Source organism: Streptomyces sp. AM6-12, assembly GCF_044327085.1.
Classification (GTDB): Bacteria; Actinomycetota; Actinomycetes; order Streptomycetales; family Streptomycetaceae; genus Streptomyces.
Genome location: NZ_JBIQWN010000001.1, coordinates 5,374,001 through 5,391,420 on the forward strand (window position 1 = coordinate 5,374,001; position 17,420 = coordinate 5,391,420).

At 74.1% G+C, this 17,420-nt stretch carries 17 protein-coding genes and 1 riboswitch; of the genes, 8 read left to right on the plus strand and 9 right to left on the minus strand.

From position 1 onward, the window contains the following. Window positions 1-3: 3 nt before the first annotated feature. The 4 genes from pknB to thiO all read right to left on the minus strand — a co-directional run bounded on the left by pknB (window position 4) and on the right by thiO (window position 4,348). Window positions 4-1,917 carry a Stk1 family PASTA domain-containing Ser/Thr kinase gene (pknB, locus tag ACE4Q9_RS24435; protein WP_397986372.1) on the minus strand — a complete coding sequence of 638 codons (1,914 nt, stop codon included), beginning with the start codon at window positions 1,915-1,917 and terminating at the stop codon, window positions 4-6. Window positions 1,918-2,144: 227 nt separating this feature from the next. Beyond that, entirely contained in the window at window positions 2,145-2,939 is a 795-nt protein-coding gene (locus ACE4Q9_RS24440; protein WP_397986373.1) for a thiazole synthase, read from the minus strand. A 3-nt stretch (window positions 2,940-2,942) separates the two neighbouring features. After that, window positions 2,943-3,164 (minus strand): sulfur carrier protein ThiS, encoded by a 222-nt coding sequence (gene thiS / locus ACE4Q9_RS24445; protein WP_397986374.1) that lies wholly within the window; start codon window positions 3,162-3,164, stop codon window positions 2,943-2,945. Beyond that, the gene (gene thiO / locus ACE4Q9_RS24450; RefSeq protein WP_397986375.1) at window positions 3,161-4,348 is read right to left on the minus strand and encodes a glycine oxidase ThiO; all 1,188 of its coding nucleotides are present in this window, start codon (window positions 4,346-4,348) and stop codon (window positions 3,161-3,163) included. The genes thiS and thiO overlap by 4 nt, the downstream gene beginning before the upstream one ends. Beyond that, window positions 4,346-4,457, minus strand: a riboswitch (TPP riboswitch). It overlaps the preceding gene by 3 nt. 53 nt (window positions 4,458-4,510) lie before the next feature. Here thiO and ACE4Q9_RS24455 point away from each other — a divergent pair. The 6 genes from ACE4Q9_RS24455 to ACE4Q9_RS24480 all read left to right on the plus strand — a co-directional run bounded on the left by ACE4Q9_RS24455 (window position 4,511) and on the right by ACE4Q9_RS24480 (window position 9,381). After that, window positions 4,511-4,861 carry a hypothetical protein gene (locus tag ACE4Q9_RS24455; protein WP_397986376.1) on the plus strand — a complete coding sequence of 117 codons (351 nt, stop codon included), beginning with the start codon at window positions 4,511-4,513 and terminating at the stop codon, window positions 4,859-4,861. 32 nt (window positions 4,862-4,893) lie between these two features. After that, window positions 4,894-6,123 (plus strand): NAD(P)/FAD-dependent oxidoreductase, encoded by a 1,230-nt coding sequence (locus tag ACE4Q9_RS24460; protein WP_397986377.1) that lies wholly within the window; start codon window positions 4,894-4,896, stop codon window positions 6,121-6,123. A gap of 59 nt (window positions 6,124-6,182) precedes the next feature. Continuing rightward, entirely contained in the window at window positions 6,183-6,548 is a 366-nt protein-coding gene (locus ACE4Q9_RS24465; protein WP_392211190.1) for an Rv2175c family DNA-binding protein, read from the plus strand. Between the two features lie 190 nt (window positions 6,549-6,738). After that, entirely contained in the window at window positions 6,739-7,386 is a 648-nt protein-coding gene (thiE, locus tag ACE4Q9_RS24470) for a thiamine phosphate synthase (RefSeq protein ID WP_397986378.1), read from the plus strand. A gap of 109 nt (window positions 7,387-7,495) precedes the next feature. Then, window positions 7,496-8,419, plus strand: a complete 924-nt coding sequence (gene metF / locus ACE4Q9_RS24475) for a methylenetetrahydrofolate reductase [NAD(P)H] (protein ID WP_397986379.1) — start codon at window positions 7,496-7,498, stop codon at window positions 8,417-8,419. 56 nt (window positions 8,420-8,475) lie between these two features. Beyond that, window positions 8,476-9,381 (plus strand): hypothetical protein, encoded by a 906-nt coding sequence (locus ACE4Q9_RS24480; RefSeq protein ID WP_397986380.1) that lies wholly within the window; start codon window positions 8,476-8,478, stop codon window positions 9,379-9,381. A gap of 148 nt (window positions 9,382-9,529) precedes the next feature. Here ACE4Q9_RS24480 and ACE4Q9_RS24485 read toward each other — a convergent pair whose 3' ends face one another. The 5 genes from ACE4Q9_RS24485 to ACE4Q9_RS24505 form a co-directional block, all read right to left on the minus strand. Further along, window positions 9,530-11,035: a phytoene desaturase family protein gene (locus ACE4Q9_RS24485; protein WP_397986381.1), complete on the minus strand. Its 1,506-nt coding sequence runs from the start codon at window positions 11,033-11,035 to the stop codon at window positions 9,530-9,532. A 58-nt stretch (window positions 11,036-11,093) separates the two neighbouring features. Continuing rightward, complete coding sequence (locus ACE4Q9_RS24490; protein ID WP_397986382.1) at window positions 11,094-11,696, minus strand: DUF4126 domain-containing protein; 603 nt, start codon at window positions 11,694-11,696, stop codon at window positions 11,094-11,096. A 316-nt stretch (window positions 11,697-12,012) separates the two neighbouring features. Further along, window positions 12,013-12,642 carry a TetR/AcrR family transcriptional regulator gene (locus ACE4Q9_RS24495; protein WP_397986383.1) on the minus strand — a complete coding sequence of 210 codons (630 nt, stop codon included), beginning with the start codon at window positions 12,640-12,642 and terminating at the stop codon, window positions 12,013-12,015. 47 nt (window positions 12,643-12,689) lie between these two features. Next, window positions 12,690-14,774 carry a YhgE/Pip family protein gene (locus ACE4Q9_RS24500; protein WP_397986384.1) on the minus strand — a complete coding sequence of 695 codons (2,085 nt, stop codon included), beginning with the start codon at window positions 14,772-14,774 and terminating at the stop codon, window positions 12,690-12,692. Beyond that, on the minus strand, window positions 14,761-15,513 hold the full coding sequence (locus ACE4Q9_RS24505) for an ATP-binding cassette domain-containing protein (protein ID WP_397986385.1): 753 nt from the start codon (window positions 15,511-15,513) through the stop codon (window positions 14,761-14,763). Before ACE4Q9_RS24505 ends, ACE4Q9_RS24500 begins: the two co-directional genes overlap by 14 nt. 163 nt (window positions 15,514-15,676) lie before the next feature. On the opposite strand from ACE4Q9_RS24505, the gene ACE4Q9_RS24510 reads away from it, so the two are divergent. Together ACE4Q9_RS24510 and ACE4Q9_RS24515 are read left to right on the plus strand one after the other, a co-directional pair. Then, window positions 15,677-16,261 (plus strand): SAV_6107 family HEPN domain-containing protein, encoded by a 585-nt coding sequence (locus ACE4Q9_RS24510; RefSeq protein WP_397986386.1) that lies wholly within the window; start codon window positions 15,677-15,679, stop codon window positions 16,259-16,261. Window positions 16,262-16,396: 135 nt separating this feature from the next. Further along, complete coding sequence (locus ACE4Q9_RS24515) at window positions 16,397-17,224, plus strand: class I SAM-dependent methyltransferase (RefSeq protein ID WP_397986387.1); 828 nt, start codon at window positions 16,397-16,399, stop codon at window positions 17,222-17,224. Window positions 17,225-17,420: the final 196 nt, after the last annotated feature.

Below are 17,420 nucleotides of genomic sequence, written 5' to 3' on the forward strand. Positions count from 1 at the left end.
GACTCACCTGATGGTGATCGTGATCGTGGACCCCTTGGGCGCCGTCCTGCCGCCCTTGACGGACTGTTTCTTGACGGTGTCGCCGAACAGCCCGAGGAGCCCGCGGTCCTCGCTGACCTTGAACCCGGCGCCCTCCAGGGCCTGGTGGGCGTCGTCCACGCTGTCGCCGGTCACGTCCGGGACCTCGATCATCTGCGGGCCCTTGGACAGGGTGAGCGTCACCGTGTCGCCCGTGGCGGCCTGCTTGCCGTCGCCGGGGCTCTGCCGGGCCACCTTGCCCTTGTCGTACTCGGAGTTGACCTGCTCGCTCGCGATCTTCACCTTGAGCCCGGCGTCCGTGAGCTCCTGCCGGGCGTCGGCCGGGTCGTCGCCGGTGACGTCGGGCACGTCGACCGGGCTGCCCTTGCTGACGGTCAGCGCGATCGCGGAGCCCGCGTGCCGCTCGGTGCCCGCGGCGGGGGTCGTGGAGATGACGGCGCCCTGGTCGATGTCGTCGCTGAAGCTGCGGGTGACCATGCCCGGTTCGAGGCCGGCCGCCTTCAGCTTCTGCCGGGCCTTGGCGAGCGGCAGGTTGGCCAGGTCCGGCACCTTGACCGTCTCCGGGCCGAGCGAGACGGTCAGCGTCACCGCGTCGTGGTCCCGGATCCGGGCTCCGGCCGCGGGATCGGTGCTGATCACGGTGCCGCGCTCGACGGTGTCGTCGTAGGCCCGCTTCACCTTCCCGACCTCCAGACCGGCGTCCTTGAGCCGGTCCCGCGCCTGCGCCTCCGTCTTCGTCAGCAGCGGGGGGACCTTGGTGAACTGGCCGGAGCTGATGTACCAGATCCCGGTGCCGGCGCCGAGCACCAGGAGCACGGCGACGGCGAGGGTGAGCACGAGCCGCCGGGACCGGCGCGGGGCCGGTACGGGCGCGGCCTGGAAACGGGTGGTGCGGCTGACGCCGTCGCCGCCGTCCCCGTCGACGGAGAGCGGCGCGGGCACGGTCAGCGCGCGCGGGATCACGCTCGTACGGTTCTCCGCGTTCTCGTGCTCCACCGTCCTCGCCTGCGGCGGCACGGTGTCCAGCTGCTCCTCGGTCAGCGCGGCGCGGGCCTCGCGGGCCTCGGCGAGCAGCGCGACCGCGTCGTACGGGCGCAGCTCGGGGGTGCGGGCGGTGGCCGAGGCGACCAGCTCGTCCAGTCGCGGCGCGAGCCCCGGCACCAGTGCGGAGGGCGGCGGGACGTCCTCGTTGATGTGCCGGTAGAGCACCTGCGCGGGGGAGTCGCCGGAGTGCGGCTTGGCGCCGGTCAGCATCTCGTACAGGACGACACCGCAGGCGTACACGTCGACGCGGGGGTCGGCGGTGCCCTGATCGATCTGCTCGGGGGCGAGGTAGGCGACGGTGCCGAGCACGGAGCCGGTCGTACTGGTCACGGTGTCGACGGAGCGGACCAGGCCGAAGTCGGCGACCTTGACCCGGCCGTCGTCGCCTATCAGCACGTTCTCGGGCTTCATGTCCCGGTGCACGAAACCGGCCCGGTGGGCGGCGCCGAGCGCGGCGAGCACCGGCTCCAGGATGTCCAGCGCGGCACGCGGTCGCAGGGCGCCGCGCTCGCGCAGCACGTCACGGAGGGTGCAGCCGGCGACGTACTCCATCGCCATGTACACGTACGACCCGTCGGTGCCCTGGTCGTAGACCTGCACCACGTTCGGGTGGTCGAGCCGGGCCGCGGACTTGGCCTCGCGGATGAACCGCTCCACGAAGACGCCGTCCGCCGCCAGCGCGGGATGCATCACCTTCAGCGCGAGCACCCGGTCCAGGCGCGTGTCCAGCGCCCGGTACACGGTCGCCATCCCGCCGGCCGCGATCCGCGCGTCCACGCGATACCGACCGTCGAGCACGTGCCCGACGAGGGCGTCCTGAAGGGTCATGTCCACACGGCGAGTCTACGAGCCCCCGACCCCACCCCCGCCCCGCCGCCCTCTCCCACCTGCCCACTGAAGCCCACCTGTGACGCTTCTTACGCAGGCACGCCACATTCCACCGGAGCCTGCGGCCGCCCGACCCCCCCGGAATCCACCCCGCGACCGAACAGCCACCGACGTCGACCGCCCCCCAACGGGGCGCCATCGCCGTCGGCGGCGGTCCGTCCAGCCCTCGGAGGTCAGAACGCCGGGCGCTCGGGGTCCAACGCGGCCAGACCCTCCGTAGGAGACGACGCCTCGGCCCAGTACCGCCGAGGTATCCGCCCCGCCAGCCGCGCCAGCCGCCCCCCGGTCACCGCGTGCCGCATCGCCGCCGCCATCACCTCCGGCTCCCGTGCCCGCGTCACCGCCGACGCCAGCATCACCCCCGCACACCCCAGCTCCATCGCCAGCGCCACATCCGACGCCGTCCCCGCCCCCGCGTCCAGGATCACCGGCACCCCCGCCCGCTCCACGATCAGCTGGAAGTTGTGCGGGTTGCGGATCCCGAGCCCCGACCCGATCGGCGACCCCAGCGGCATCACCGCCGCACACCCCACGTCCTCCAGCTTCCGCGCGAGCACGGGATCGTCGTTGGTGTACGGCAGCACCGTGAACCCGTCGTCCACCAGCGTCTCCGCCGCCTCCAGCAGCTCCACCGGATCCGGCAGCAGCGTCCGCTCGTCGGCGATGACCTCCAGCTTCACCAGCGACGTGCCGAGCGCCTCCCGCGCGAGCCGCGCCGTGAGCACGGCCTCCCCGGCGGTGAAGCACCCCGCCGTGTTCGGCAGCACCCGGATGCCGAGCTTGTCCAGCACGGACAGTACCGAGCCGTGCACGGACGGATCGACCCGCCGCATCGCGACCGTCGTCAGCTCCGTCCCGGACGCCACCAGCGCCCGCTCCAGCACGTCGAGGCTGGGCGCCCCGCCCGTCCCCATGATCAACCGCGACCCGAAGGCCGCATCCCCGATGACAAGGCGATCGTCGGTCACCGCTCAGCCCCCCTGCACCGCGGTCAGCACCTCGACCCGGTCGCCCTCGGCGAGCGCCGTCCCGGCCCACCGCGTGCGCGGTACGACGGTCTCGTTGACGGCGGCCGCCACCCCGGCGGGGGCCCGCACGAGGGACCGTACGACCGCGTCGAGCGCGGTCCCCGGCGCGACCTGACGCCGCTGCCCGTTGACGGAGATGGTGATGGTGGACGACACGGCGCTCATGCGGTCTGCTCCAGCTGCTGCGTGCGCGGGGCGGCGAAGCGCTCCGGCGTGAACGGACGGGCTTCCTCGGGCAGCGGGCCGCCGGCCAGCAACTGCCCCATCACATCCCCGGTGACGGGCGTGAGCAGCACCCCGTTGCGATGGTGCCCGGTGGCCAGCAGCAGCCCGGCGAGGCCGGACGGCCCGAGCAGCGGCGCGTTGTCCGGGGAGCCGGGCCGCAGCCCCGCCCGCGTCTCGGTGAGCGGCAGCTCGGTGATGCCCGGCACCAGCTCGTGCGCGTCGCGCAGCAGCTCGTACACCCCGCCCGCGGTGACCGTCGTGTCCCAGCCCTGTTCCTCGCTGGTGGCGCCGACGACCAGCTCGCCGTTCTCCCGCGGCACCAGGTACAGCTGCCCGCCCCGGACCACGGCCTGCACCGTGCGGCTGAGGAAGGGCGCGTACCGCTTCGGCACCGCGAGACGCAGCACCTGCCCCTTCACCGGCCGCACCGGCGGCAGCACCTCCCGCGGCACCCCCGCGAGTCGCCCGCTGAGGCTGCCGCCCGCGAGCACCACCTGCCCGGCGGTGAGCGCCGTACCGTCCGCCGTGGTCACCCCGACGGCCCGGTCCCGTACGACGTCCAGCCGCTCGGCCCACACCCGGTGGAACACCACCCCGGCCCGCTCGCACGCGGTCACCAGCGCCGCGGCCAGCCGGCGCGGATCGATCTGGTGGTCGCCGTCGACCCGCAGCCCGCCGCGCACGCCCGGCGCCAGCATCGGCTCCAGGCGGCGGCACTCCTGCCCCGGCAGCCACTGCGCGTCGAGGCCGCAGCGCTGCTGGAGGGCGTGCAGTTCCCGCAGATGGGCACGGTCGTCGGCGTCCAGCGCGACCGCGAGGGTGCCGCAGCGCCGGTAGCCGAGGTCCCGGCCGCTCGCCTCGGTCAGCTCGGCCACGAAGCCGGGGTAGCGGCGCGCCGACTCCAGATTGAGGGCGAGCAGCGTCTCCTCGCCGTAGTGCAGTTCGGTGACCGCGGCCAGCATCCCGGCCGCGACCTGCGCGGCCCCGCCGCCGGGCACCGGGTCCACCACGGCCGTGGCGAGCCCGCGGCACGCCGCGCGCCAGGCCGTCACCAGGCCGATGATCCCGCCCCCGACGACGAGGACGTCGGAGGTTCCCGAGGTATCGGGCGTACGTGTGGACATGGGCGTCCAGCCCCTCCCTTCGCCGGCATGACCCGGATCAGGTTCGTACGGTCGGAGGCCGCCAGCCTCCCTCTCAGCCCGGTGCGTCCGGGCTCCCGCGAGTGCTTGTACGGTGGCCACCCTAGCCCGCCCCCCTCGTCACCCGTAAGGGAGCCCTCGCCCATGGCCCCGTCGCTCGACGGCCTGATCCTCGCCCCCGTCGCCGACCAGTCCGCAGGTCAGGTGGGTACCCGCACCCGCTTCGCCTACCACGAGCGGGACGGTGCGGTCTGGGCCGAGTACCGGGGCGGCGACATCGTCCACGGCCATCTGGTCGGCACCCGCGCGGGCGACCGGCTGGACTTCCGGTACGTGCAGCTGCGCACCGACGGCAGCACGGCCTCGGGCCATTGCGTCTCCACGGTCGTGGAGCTGCCCGACGGCCGGGTGCGCCTGGAGGAGACCTGGGAGTGGGAGTCCGGACCGGGCTCCGGCACGAGCGTCGTGGAACAGCTCACCGCGCACGCCCGCTGACTGACTGATCGTCATCTGTCTATGGTGATCGGGTGAGCGAGCAGACAGCCCGGCAGGGCACGGCAGGGACGCGGCGCGTGGTCGTCGTGGGCGCGGGCATGGCCGGGGTGCAGACCGCGGTCGCGCTGCGGGAACGGGGTTTCACGGGCGAGGTGACCGTCATCGGCGCCGAACCGCACCAGCCGTACGACCGGCCGCCGCTGTCCAAGGCCGTGCTGCTCGGCAAGGCCGAGGGCTCCGCGTTCGACCTCGACTTCGACGCGCTCGGCGTCGGCCTCCGGCTCGGCTGCGAGGTCCTCGGCGCCCGCCCCGCCGACCGTGAACTGGACACCGAGGCGGGCCCGGTGGCGTACGACGTGCTGGTGCTGGCCACCGGCGCCGAGCCGGTCACCCTGCCCGGCAGCGAGGGCGTCCCCGGCGTGCATCTGCTGCGCACCCTGGACGACGCCGAACGGCTGCGGCCCGTGCTCGCCCGGCAGCACGACATCGTGGTGGTCGGCGCCGGCTGGATCGGCGCCGAGTTCGCCACGGCCGCCCGCGAGGCCGGTTGCGCGGTGACCGTCGTCGAGGCCGCCGACCGGCCGCTCGCCGAGGTGCTGCCCGCCGAGGTCGCCGCCCCCATGGCCGGCTGGTACGCCGACAGCGGGGCCGAACTGCGCACCGGCGCACGGGTGGAGCGCGTCGAGCCCGGCGCGGTGGTGCTCGCCGACGGCACCCGGCTGCCCGCGGGCGCGGTCGTCGTCGGCATCGGCGCCCGCCCCGCCACCGGCTGGCTGGCCGGCTCGGGCATCGAGCTGGGCGCGTTCGGCGAGGTCGTCACCGACGCCCGGCTGCGCGCTTCCGCGCCCGATGTGTACGCCGTCGGCGACTGCGCGTCCTTCCCCTCGGCCCGCTACGGCGAACGCCTCCTCGTGCACCACTGGGACAACGCCCTCCAGGGCCCGCGCACCGTCGCCGCCGGCATCCTCGGCGAGAGCGCCGTCTACGACCCGGTGCCGTACTTCTGGTCCGAGCAGTTCGGCCGCTTCGTGCAGTACGCGGGGCACCATGCCACCGCCGACCATCTGGTCTGGCGCGGCGATCCCGCGGGTCCCGCCTGGACGGTGTGCTGGCTGCGCGAGGGGCGCCTGGTCGCCCTGCTGGCGGTGGGCCGCCCGCGCGACCTCGCCCAGGGCCGCAAGCTGATCGAGGCCGGCCGCCTCCTGGACGCCCGGGCACTGGCGGACCCGAGCCGGCCGCTGAAGGACGCCACGGCCGACTGAGCCCCCACCAGGCCTCCGGCGCAAAGCGCCGGACCCGGCCGAGCGCCTACCCTGTACCCGTGACCGAGATTGACACGAAGATCGACGCTCTCGTCCCCGCCTGGCTCACCCTCCCCGACATCGCCGAACAGCTCGGCGTCGAGGTGACGCGGGTGCGGCAGCTGGTCAAGGACGGCCAGCTCATCGCCGTACGCCGGGGTGAGAACCGCGCGCTGCACGTCCCCGCCGCCTTCATCGACGGGGACAAGGTCGTCAAGGGCCTGTCCGGGACCCTGACGCTCCTGCGGGACGACGGCTTCACGGTCGAAGAGATGATCGAATGGCTTTTCACCCCCGACCCGACCCTGCCCGGCACCCCGGCGCAGGCTCTCAGTGAGAACCGCGGCACGGAGGTGAAGCGCCGCGCCCAGGCGCTCGCCGTCTGAGCCCGACCATGTGAAGGCCGTCCGAGCCCGACCGCGTGAGGGCCGTCCGAGCCCGATCGTCTGCGGGCCGTCCCTGCCCGATCGCCTCAGGGCCGTCCCAGCCCGACCGCCGAGGGATGGCGTACGACGCCCCGCGCGCCGTACGCCACCGCCCGCCCAGCACCGCACACCGACTCCGGGGGACCCACGCATGCCCGACACCGCCCGCGCCGAGCTCGCCGACGCCCGGCTCTACCTGTGCACGGACGCCCGCAGGCGCCAGGGCGACCTGCCCGAGTTCCTGGACGCGGTGCTGGCCGGCGGTGTCGACATCGTGCAGTTGCGCGACAAGGGCATGGAGGCCGCCGAGGAACTGGCCTGCCTGGAGGTCTTCGCCGAGGCCTGCGCCCGGCACGGCCGGCTCCTCGCGGTCAACGACCGGGCCGACGTCGCCCACGCCGCCGGCGCCGATGTGCTCCACCTCGGCCAGGGCGACCTGCCGGTCCCCGCGGCCCGCGCGATCCTCGGCGACGACGTGCTGATCGGCCGCTCCACCCACACCGAGGACGAGGCCGCCGCGGCCGCCGTCCAGGAGGGCGTGGACTACTTCTGCACCGGGCCCTGCTGGCCCACCCCCACCAAGCCGGGCCGCCCCGCACCGGGCCTGGACCTGGTCCGGTACACGGCCGCGCTCGGCACCGAGCGCCCCTGGTTCGCCATCGGCGGCATCGATCTCGGCAATCTGGACGAGGTCCTGGCGGCCGGGGCCCGCCGGGTGGTCGTGGTGCGCGCGCTCACCGAGGCGGACGATCCGGGCGCCGCGGCGGCCGAGTTCGCCCGGCGGCTGCGGAAGGCCTGAGGGGCCAGGCCTCGGGGCTCCGTCCCAAGGGGTGGACGGCAAGCCGACAATTCCGGCAAATTCCCGGAGCGCGGTTGGGGGACCGGCGTCCCCTGGCTAACCTGCGGGTATGGCCCTCGGAACCGCATCCACCAGGACTGATCGCGCGCGCACCGTGCGTGACATGCTCGCCGGCGGCAAGACCACGTACTCCTTCGAGTTCTCGGCGCCGAAGACCCCCAAGGGCGAGCGGAGCCTGTGGACCGCGCTGCGCAGGGTCGAGGCGGTCGCCCCCGACTTCGTCTCGGTGACCTACGGCGCCGGCGGCTCGACCCGCGCGGGCACCGTCCGGGAGACGCAGCAGATCGTCGCCGACACCACGCTCACCCCGGTCGCCCACCTCACCGCGGTCGACCACTCCATCGCCGAACTGCGCAACATCATCGGCCAGTACGCGGACGCCGGGATCCGGAACATGCTCGCCGTGCGCGGCGACCCGCCCGGCGACCCCATGGGCGAGTGGGTGGCACACCCCAGGGGCCTGACCTACGCGGCCGAACTGGTGCGCCTCATCAAGGAGTCGGGCGACTTCTGCGTGGGCGTCGCCGCCTTCCCGGAGATGCACCCCCGCTCCACGGACTGGGACACCGACGTCGCCCACTTCGTGGACAAGTGCCGCGCGGGCGCCGACTACGCCATCACCCAGATGTTCTTCCAGCCGGAGTCCTATCTGCGGCTGCGCGACCGGGTGGCGGAGGCGGGCTGCGACACCCCGGTCATCCCGGAGATCCTGCCGGTCACGAGCGTGCGGATGCTGGAGCGGCTGCCCAAGCTCAGCAACGCTCAGTTCCCGGACGCCCTGAAAGAGCGGATCCTCGCGGCGAAGGACGATCCGGCGGCTGTACGCTCGATCGGGATCGACTTCGCCACGGAGTTCTGCGCGCGACTGCTGTCCGAAGGCGTGCCCGGACTGCACTTCATCACGCTCAACAGCTCCACGGCGACCCTGGAGATCTACGAGAACCTGGGCCTGCACCACCCCCCGCAGGCCTAGACCTGCCGCACCGTGTTACGACACACTGCGTAACGGCCACTGGGAGAGGGGCGTACATGGGCTGGACGGTCCTCTACATCGCATTCGGCGGCGTCGCGCTGTGGTTGCTCGGCGAGGTGCTGCTGCAGTACAAGGCGCGCCTGCGCTGGCGGCTGCTCGCCTTCGCCGGCTTCCTCGGGGTGGTGGCCGGCGTCATGATGCCGTCCGTCCTCGTCATCGGGGCGGGCGCGATCGCCTTCGCCGTCGGCCAGACCCTCGTGACGCTCTCCTTCCGCCGCGGTTTCGCGGCGGGTTGGGCGGTCCGGCGCCCCGGCGCCGACGCCGTGGCGTCCGGCGGCAGCAAGCGCCGGCGCGGCCGCGGCGACCGCAACGCCCAGGCCACGCAGGCCCCGACGCCCGCTCCCACCAGCACGGACGAGGACCCGGCCCCCGGTCAGGATGCCTACGCCCAGGACGGCTCCGTCCCGAACGCGTACGACGACTACGACCGCGACGACGTCTTCACCCCGGCGCGCCCCCCGGCCGCCGACGCCGGCTCCGTCTACGAGCCGCAGCCCCTGCCCGACGACACCGGCAACTACGGTGTCTACGGCGACACCGCCACCCACGCCGCCCCCCAGCAGGATCCGTCCTACGACTACTCCGGCTACGCACAGCAACAGGGGTACGGCTACGAGACCGCCCCCCAGCAGGGCTACGCCAACTACTCCGACCCCTACATCGGCAGCCAGCCCTACGCCGGCACCGGCTACGACCCCGGCTACGCCCAGCAGGGCTACCCCCAGGACCCCTACGCCACCGGCGGCTACGGGGAGACCCCGGCCGGCGGGGTGTGGGTGCCGCAGCAGCGCACCGACGAGGGCCAGGGCGGCGAACCCCCGCAGGAGCAGCCGTACCCCCACCAGGGCCACGGCCAGCAGCAGCCGGGCGCCGGGTACGACGGGCAGCAGTACCGCTACTGAGACGACGCGAGCCGGGCGGGTCGGCGCCGGAGCGGGTCTCGGGCGAGCCGGCCGGAGCGGGGCCCCCGGTTCACCGGCCTCGGCTCACCGGCCCCGGCTTACGGGCCCCCGCTCACTGACCCTGGCCCACCGGCCCCGGCTCACGGGGTCACTGCGAGCCCCGGAAGTCCGGCCCCTCCACGATCAGCCCGGCCACCAGCGCGCCCGACATGCCCGCGTGCGGCAGCCCGCCGCCGGGATGGGACCAGCCGCCGACGGTGAACAGGCCCGATATGGCCGTGGCGTTGGCCGGGTGCAGCACGCCCCGCGGCGCGGCCAGGACCGGCGGCGGGACCGCGCCTCCGGTGGCGCCCGTCTCCCGCGCGGTGTCCAGGGGAGTGCGTACCTCGCGCCACAGGATCCGCTCCCGCAGGCAGGGCACGGCACGCTCGGCCGCGGTGATCATGCGCTCGGCGAACGCGTCGGCGACACCCGGCGCACCCCAGTCGTACCGCGTCGCCGCGGGGACCGTCGCCGTCAGCACCATCGACTCGTGCCCGTCGTCGGGGCGCAGCGCCGGGTCGTCGGGCCGGTCGACGCGGACCGTCGGCAGGTTTGGCGGGGTGCCGTGCCGGAACAGGACGAGTTCGCCCTCGGTGTCGGCCGAGTGCACCACCGTGCGGTGCGTGGCGCCGGGCTCGCGGGCGCCGCGCAGGGCCAGGCAGACCACCATCCGCCCCGGGAACCGGTCCTCGGGCTCCGGCGCGACCGCCCCCGGTCCGTACGGCGCGCCCTCCACCAGGCCGCCCAGCCGCCAGGGCTCCGCCCCGACCACGAGGTCGGCATCGGCATGCGTCCCGTCGGCCAGCTCGACCCCGGCCGCCCGGCCGTCCTTGTGCAGGACGCGGGTGATCTCGGCGCCGAAGACGAACTCCACCCGCCGGGCCAGGCACCGCTCGTACACCGCGCGCGCCAACTCCCGTATCCCGCCGCGCACATACCAGGTGCCGAAGGCGTGCTCCATGTACGGCAGCACGGCCGCGCTCGCCGGGGCGGTGGCCGGGTCGACGCCGTAGGCCAGGGCATATCCGGCGAGCAGCGCCGAGAGCCGGGGGTCGCGCAGCTCCCAGGCGCCGATCTCGGCCAGGGTGCCCGCCCGCCGGGTGCGCAGCAGCCGCTTGTGCGGGACCGCCGGATAGGGCTCCTTCCCGGTCAGCACCCGCCAGTCGGGCCACAGGGGCTCCTCCAGCAGCGGCCGGCGGGTGCGGTCCCAGGCCTCGCGGGCCCGCACCAGGAAGTCGCCCCAGCGGCCGCCCGCGCCGCCGCCCAGCGCTTCGTCCAGCGCGGCGACGACGCCCGCGCGCGAGGCGTTCGGCAGGGCGGCCTCGGTGCCGTCCGCGAAGAGGTGCCGCGCAGACGGGTCGACCTGGACCAGCTCGACGCGATCCTCCAGCGGCTCCTTGCCGGTCTTGACGAACAGGTCGCGGTAGACGGCGGGCAGCGTCAGCAGCCCCGGACCCGTGTCGAAGCCGAATCCGTCCCGCTCGAAGCGGCGCAGGGCACCGCCGTAGGTGTCCGTGCGCTCGTACACCACCACCCGGTGGCCCGCGACGGCCAGCCGGGCGGCGGCCGCCATCGCGCCCATACCGGCGCCCATCACCGCGATCCGTGCCATGTCTGCGACTCTAGCGACCACCACTGACAATCCGGCCGCCGGGCGGGGTCCGGGTAGCTCAGGGCACCCGCGAGGCCAGCCGGCGCTCCTCCCGGCGCTGGGCGCGGCGGCGCAGGAAGCGCCGGATGCGGGAGACGAGGAAGAACAGCGCGGCCAGCCCCGCGGCCAGCAGCACCGCCGCGATGACCGCCGCGGCCCCCGGATGGAAGATCGCGAAGGAGACCAGCGCGCCGACGCCCAGGTCCTCGCCGATGCTCAGCGCGATGTTGCTGAACGGCTCCGGCGAGGCGTTGACCGCCATCCGCGTCCCGGCCTTGACCGAGTGGCTGGCCAGCGCCGTCGCACCGCCGATCAGCGCGGCCGTCACCTCGGAGTACGAGCCGCTGTGCCCGGCGAGCAGCGCGCCCACCCAGGCGCCCGCGGCGGGCCGGATCACGGTGTGCACGCAGTCCCACACCGAGTCGACGTAGGGGACCTTGTCCGCGGCCGCCTCGCACAGGAACAGCACGCCCGCGATGATCAGCACCTCGGGCCGCTGGAGGGCCGGGGGCACGTCGTCGCTCACCCCGGTCACGCCGAACAGGCCGAGCAGCAGCACCACCGCGTAGGCGTTGATGCCGCTGGCCCAGCCGCTGGTGAAGACGAGCGGGAGTACGGACACGCAGGAGATCGTAGCGAGGGCCGGGGGCGGTCGTCCCGGGCAGGTACGCGCAGGTCTGAGTATCCGTACCTAGGTCACCGGATGAGTAGGCGCACGGATGGGCCGGCGGGGGCCGGTAGGGGAGAGTGGATCTCGGCAAGGGGGCGCGGCCCGGAACCGCCGGCACGGGGCGGCGGAACGGCGCCCGCCGCCTGGCCACGACCCAGGGGGAACACGGGGGCACGGGGGAGAGGTACGGGGGAGCGCGAAGGCGCCGGTCCGGAAGCGGACCGGCGCCTTTCGCCTGCCGTGCGGCGGTGTGCCGTCGCCCGGTGGCTCAGACCCTCCCGCTGACCCGGCCCTGGAGCAGCCGGGACAGGGCCGCGTGCACATCGTCCAGGGAGCGCTGCGGCTGGAAGGACTTCCAGTCCAGCGCGGCCACCAGGACCATGCCGACCAGGGCCGCCGCGGTGAGCTGGACGTCGATCTCCTCGCTGAACTCGCCGCCCGCCACCCCCTCGCGCAGCACGCCCTCGACCACGGCGACGGCCTCCTGGCGCACCACCATCAGCGTGGACTGCCAGGCCCGGTTGGTGCGCCACAGCTCGGCCACGTACAGCTGGGTGAAGGCCGGGTAGCGGTCGATGAAGACCAGGCCGGCGCGGACCATCGCGTCCAGCGCGTCCACCCTGCTGCCGCCCTCGTGCGCGGTCTGCTCCGCGGCCTCCTTCAGGGACGCGGCGAGCAGGCTGACCCCGTGCCGCAGCAGCTCCTCGAAGAGGACCGACTTGCTCGCGAAGTTGTAGTAGACGGTGCCTTTGGCCACTCCCGCCCGCTCGGCGATCTCGTCCACGGTGGTCGCGGAGAAGCCCTGCTCGGCGATGAGGGTGACGGCCGCCTCGTAGAGCTTCTGCCGGGTCGCCTCCCGGCGCGTGCTGCCGCCGGACCTGGCGCTGCTGCTTTCCATGGCACCGATTCTCACAGGTGCCGGGCCCTGCCGGGCCGGGCCGGGGCTCACAGGCTCAGCTCCGGGTGCAGCCGGTCCAGCGTCCACACCTGTCGCTTGCGGGCCGCGAGCGCGGTCAGCGCGAGGGCGCCCACGGTGAACGCGGTCAGCACCGCACACGCCTGCCACACCGGGCCCAGCCCGCCGCCCGTGATCAGCCGGCGCAGCGCCCCCACGACGTAACTCATCGGCAGATACGGGTGGATGGTGTTGAAGAAGCCGGGGCTGGTCTGCACCGGATAGGTGCCGCCCGCCGAGGTCAGCTGGAGCATCAGCAGGGCGAGGACCAGGATCCGGCCGGCCGCGCCGAAGCGGGCGTTGAGCCACTGCACGATCGCCGCGAAGCACGCGGCGACCAGGAACAGGAAGCCGATGGTGCCGCCCGCCCGCAGCATCTGGAGTCCGATCCCCCAGTGCAGTACGGCCATCAGCGCGCTCACCTGGAGCACGCCCACCGCGACCACCGGCAGCCAGCCCGCGAGCGCGATCCGCCACGCCGGGGAACCGGCCGCCAGGGCACGCCGGTTGAGCGGCGCGATCAGCATGTAGGCCACCATCGCGCCCACCCACAGGGACAGCGGGATGAAGTACGGGGCGAAACCGGTGCCGTAGTTGGGTGCCTTGTGCAGGTCGTGGGAGGCGAGCTGGACCGGGTCGGCCATGACGCCGGTGCGCCGGTCGCGGTCGTGCTTGTCGTAGTCGGGGATCTTCCTGGCGCCGTCGTGCAGCCCGCCGGCGAGCTTCCCGGAGCCGTCGGACAGCTTGTACAAGCCGCCGTCGAGGGTCTGGGCGCCGGTCTCGGCGGTGCCGATTCCCGCGTCCAGGGTGGTCGCGCCGGTGTCGGCGGTGGTGAGGCCGGTGTGCAGTTTCTTGGCCCCCTGAGCGACCTTCTGCGCGCCGTCGTTCAGTTTGTCGATCTTCTTGACGGCGTCGTGGACGTCCTCGGAGAGGTGGGGCGCGGCCTTCTGGAGGGCGGTCGCCTGCTTCTGGAGGGTGCCCAGGTTGTCCCGCATGGTCGTCAGGTCGCCGTTCTGGTCGGCGATCAGCGTCTCGAGGTCGTCGGCGACGCCGACCACGTCCTCGGCGGCCTGCTTCGCCTTCTTGAGCTGCGGGCAGGCCGGGTCGGGGACGGTGGCGGTCTCGCAGCGCTCCTTGTAGAGGTCCGCGAGGACGGTGGCGGACAGATGCGCGGCCTTCGCGGCCAGGGGCGCGTTCTTCACCAGGGTGCCGAGGTTGTCCTGGACGGTTTTGGCCGAGTCGGCGACCAGGCCCGCGGTGTCCCCGATGGTCTTCTCGTTGTCCTTGAGGAAGGGGCCGGCCTGGGCGTAGACGCCGTCGACCTTGTCGGCGAGTGCCTGGGTGCCGTCGGCGACCTGCTGGGAGCCCTGCTGGAGGTCGCCGGAGCCGGTGTCCAGCTTCTTGATGCCCTTGGCGAGCTTTCCGCTGCCGCTCTTGGCGTCCGCCAGTCCGTCGGCGAGGTCCTTGGAGCCCTTCGCGGCCTTCCCGAGGCCGGTGTTCAGCTTGTCGGCGCCCTTGGCGGCGGTGACCGTCTTGTCGTGGATGTCGGAGAACGAGATGAAGATCTTGTCCAGGAAGGACCGCGACGCCTTGCTGGAGGCAGCCGAGCGCACCTCGTTGAAGACCGTGCGGGATATCTGCCCGACGATGTAGTTGTTCGCGTCGTTGCTGCGCACCTGGAGGGCGCCGGTCTCCGGGTCGGCGCCGGAGCTGGAGGCGATGCGCGCGCTGAAGTCGCTCGGCATGGTGAGCGACAGGTAGTACGTGCCGTTCTCCACGCCCTTTCGGGCCTCGGCGTCGCTCACCTCGTGCCAGTCGAAGGTCTTGCTGTCACGCAGCCCGGACACCAGGTCGTCGCCCGCGCTGATCTTCTTGCCGCCCGCGGTGGCGCCCTTGTCGTCGTTGACCAGCGCCACGGGGATGCGGTCCAGGCGGCCGTACGGGTCCCAGAAGGACCACAGGTACAGGCCGCCGTAGAGCAGCGGCAGCACGAGCAGGGCGACGAGGGCGGCGCGCGGCAGCCTGCCGCGTCCGAAGCGCCGCAGTTCGAGGGCGGCCAGCCTAGGCGAGCGCATCGGCGTCCTCCTCGGTGCGACCCGCGGCGTCCCGGTCGGCGGCGTCCTCGTCCGTCCGGCTCGTGGACACGGCGGCGCAGCCCTCGGGGGCGGTACGGCACACCGCGAGGACCGTCGTGCCCGCGCCCGCCAGGGAGCGCAGGAGGTCCCACACGTCGGCGCGTTCGGCCTCCGAGAGCTTGGTGTCGAGGTCGTCCACGCCCAGCAGCCGGGGCCGGCCGATGAGGGCCAGGGCGATGGACAGGCGCAGCTCCTGCACCCGTTCCAGGTCCCGTACGGCCGTACGGGAGCCCTTGGGCAGCGACTCCAGGTCGAGCCCGGCCGCGGCGAGCGCCGCGTCCACGCGCAGCCGTGCCTTGTGCGAGCGCCCGGCCCGCGGGTGCAGCAGCTCGCGCAGGGAATCGCCGAACCGCTGCTGGAGCAGGGCGCGTTCGCGCAGGTGCTCGCCGACGGTCAGGGCGGGTTCCAGGTCCGTCACCCCGGCCACGTTGGCGAGCGTGCTGACGCGGCGCACGGCCGCCAGGTGTCTCGGGAGTGTGGATCCGCCGACGGTGGCTACTCCCTCGGTGGGCTTCATCCGTCCGGTGAGCGCGAGCAGCAGACACGTACGGCCGGAGCCGGACGGTCCCTCGATCGCGGTCAGCGAGCCGGGTTCCGCGTCGAGGGTGATGCCGCGAAAGGCCCACCCCCGCGGCCCCCTGAGCCCGAGGTGCTCGGCCGTGACGTGCGCGCCGTCCACAAGCCCCCCTGCGGTTCGATATTTTGAACTGACTGGTCAGTACAAAACTATGCCCCGCCTTCGCCTGAAGCAAAAGCCCAGGTCGGATCGGATTGTCAGTGGCATACCTCACGATGGGTACATACGGCACCCGTGCCGTCACCCAGACGACAGGAGGTTCGTCATGGCCCACTCGTCCGCAGCCGCCGCACCCCGGCGCCGCGCCCTCGGCCCTGCCCCCTCACTGACCCGCGCCGTCCCCTCCGCGACCGGCCCGGCGAGCGATGTGCACCCCGTGCTCCGGCAGGCCGCGGCCCCGCCCGCCGCCCTCGACCTGCTCGCCCAGGCCCGCGCCGGCCTGGCCGAGGCCACCGCCCTGGACGTGCCGAACGAGCGCTATGCGACGGCCCACCTCGCCGCCCTGCGCACCGCCGCCGCCGTGCTCGCCGCCCGCGGCCGCCCCGAGACCTCCCCGCGCCGCCGCGCCCGGATCCGCAGTGCCTGGGAGGTCCTGCCCGAGATCGCCCCCGAACTGACCGAGTGGAGTGCCCTGTTCGCCTCCGGCGCCGCCCGCCGGGCCCGCGCCGAGGCCGGCATCCAGGGCGCCGCGAGCCGCCGGGACGCGGACGACCTGGTACGGGACGCGGCGATGTTCCTGCGCCTCGTGGAGCGGATGCTCGCCCTCCAGCCGGTCCTGCCCCGGCCCCGCCCGGACGCCGGGGAGGCGGCCGGTCCGGGAGGCCGCGGTGACCTACCGGATGCGGGCTGACCACGGGTGGTGCGCCCGGCGTCCGCCGAGCGAGACGGACACGGCCGCCGCGCCCGCGATGACCAGGCGGAGCGCCGGAGGCAATAGGGTGGAGACGCCTGAAAGACGTCCAGCCCTGCCGAGGAGCCAACTGCCGTGTCGGACCCGATGCGCCCGCCCGTCTCCCCTCACCACCCGCATACGGCCCCGCTGCGCTCCGACCGCTCCGGCACCCGCGCCTCGCTGCGCACCGCCGTGGTCTCGGAGGTCCTCCAGGACGCCCTCGACCGGCGGGTCAAGGCGACGGGACGGGACGCGCTGGACGTCCTCGACACCGGCGGCGGCAGCGGCAACTTCGCCGTGCCGCTCGCGCGGGCCGGCCACCGGGTCACCGTGGTCGACCCCAGCCCGAACGCGCTGTTCGCGCTGGAGCGCCGCGCCGCCGAGGCCGGCGTCGCCGACCGGGTCAGGGGCGTCCAGGGCGACGCCCACGGCCTGTTCGACGTGGTCGAGCGCGGCGGCTACGACGCGGTGCTGTGCCACGGCGTCCTGGAGTACGTGGACGACCCGGCCGAGGGCGTGCACAACGCGGTCGCGGCCCTGCGCCCCGAAGGCGTGCTCAGCCTGCTGGCCGCGGGCCTCGGCGGCGCCGTGCTCGCCCGCGCCCTCGCCGGCCACTTCACCGACGCCCGGCAGGCCCTCCAGGATCCCGACGGCCGCTGGGGCCCCGGCGACCCGATGCCGCGCCGCTTCACCGCCGACCAGCTGACCGCACTGGTCGAGGGCGCGGGCCTGCGGGTCGGCGCGGTGCACGGCGTGCGGGTCTTCGCCGACCTGGTGCCCGGCGTCCTGGTGGACACCGAGCCCGCCGCGCTGGACGCGCTGCTGCGGCTGGAGGCGGCGGCGGCCGAGCTGCCCGCGTTCCACTCCGTGGCCACCCAGCTGCACGTGCTCGGCGAGACGCCGGGTGCCGCGGAGGTCTGAGTCACCGGGCCGACCCGCCGCTGATCAGGGCATCGACGGCGGATGGAGTACAGCACAATCCCCCCGATCGAGGGGTTTGCGCCGTATGATCGAGGTACACCACCCGGCATGACGGGTCGGCCGCCGGGGAATGGAAGCATCGGCGAGTCGGGACGACCATGGCGGGCCCCGGCTGGTCAGTTGGCGCAGAGGGGCG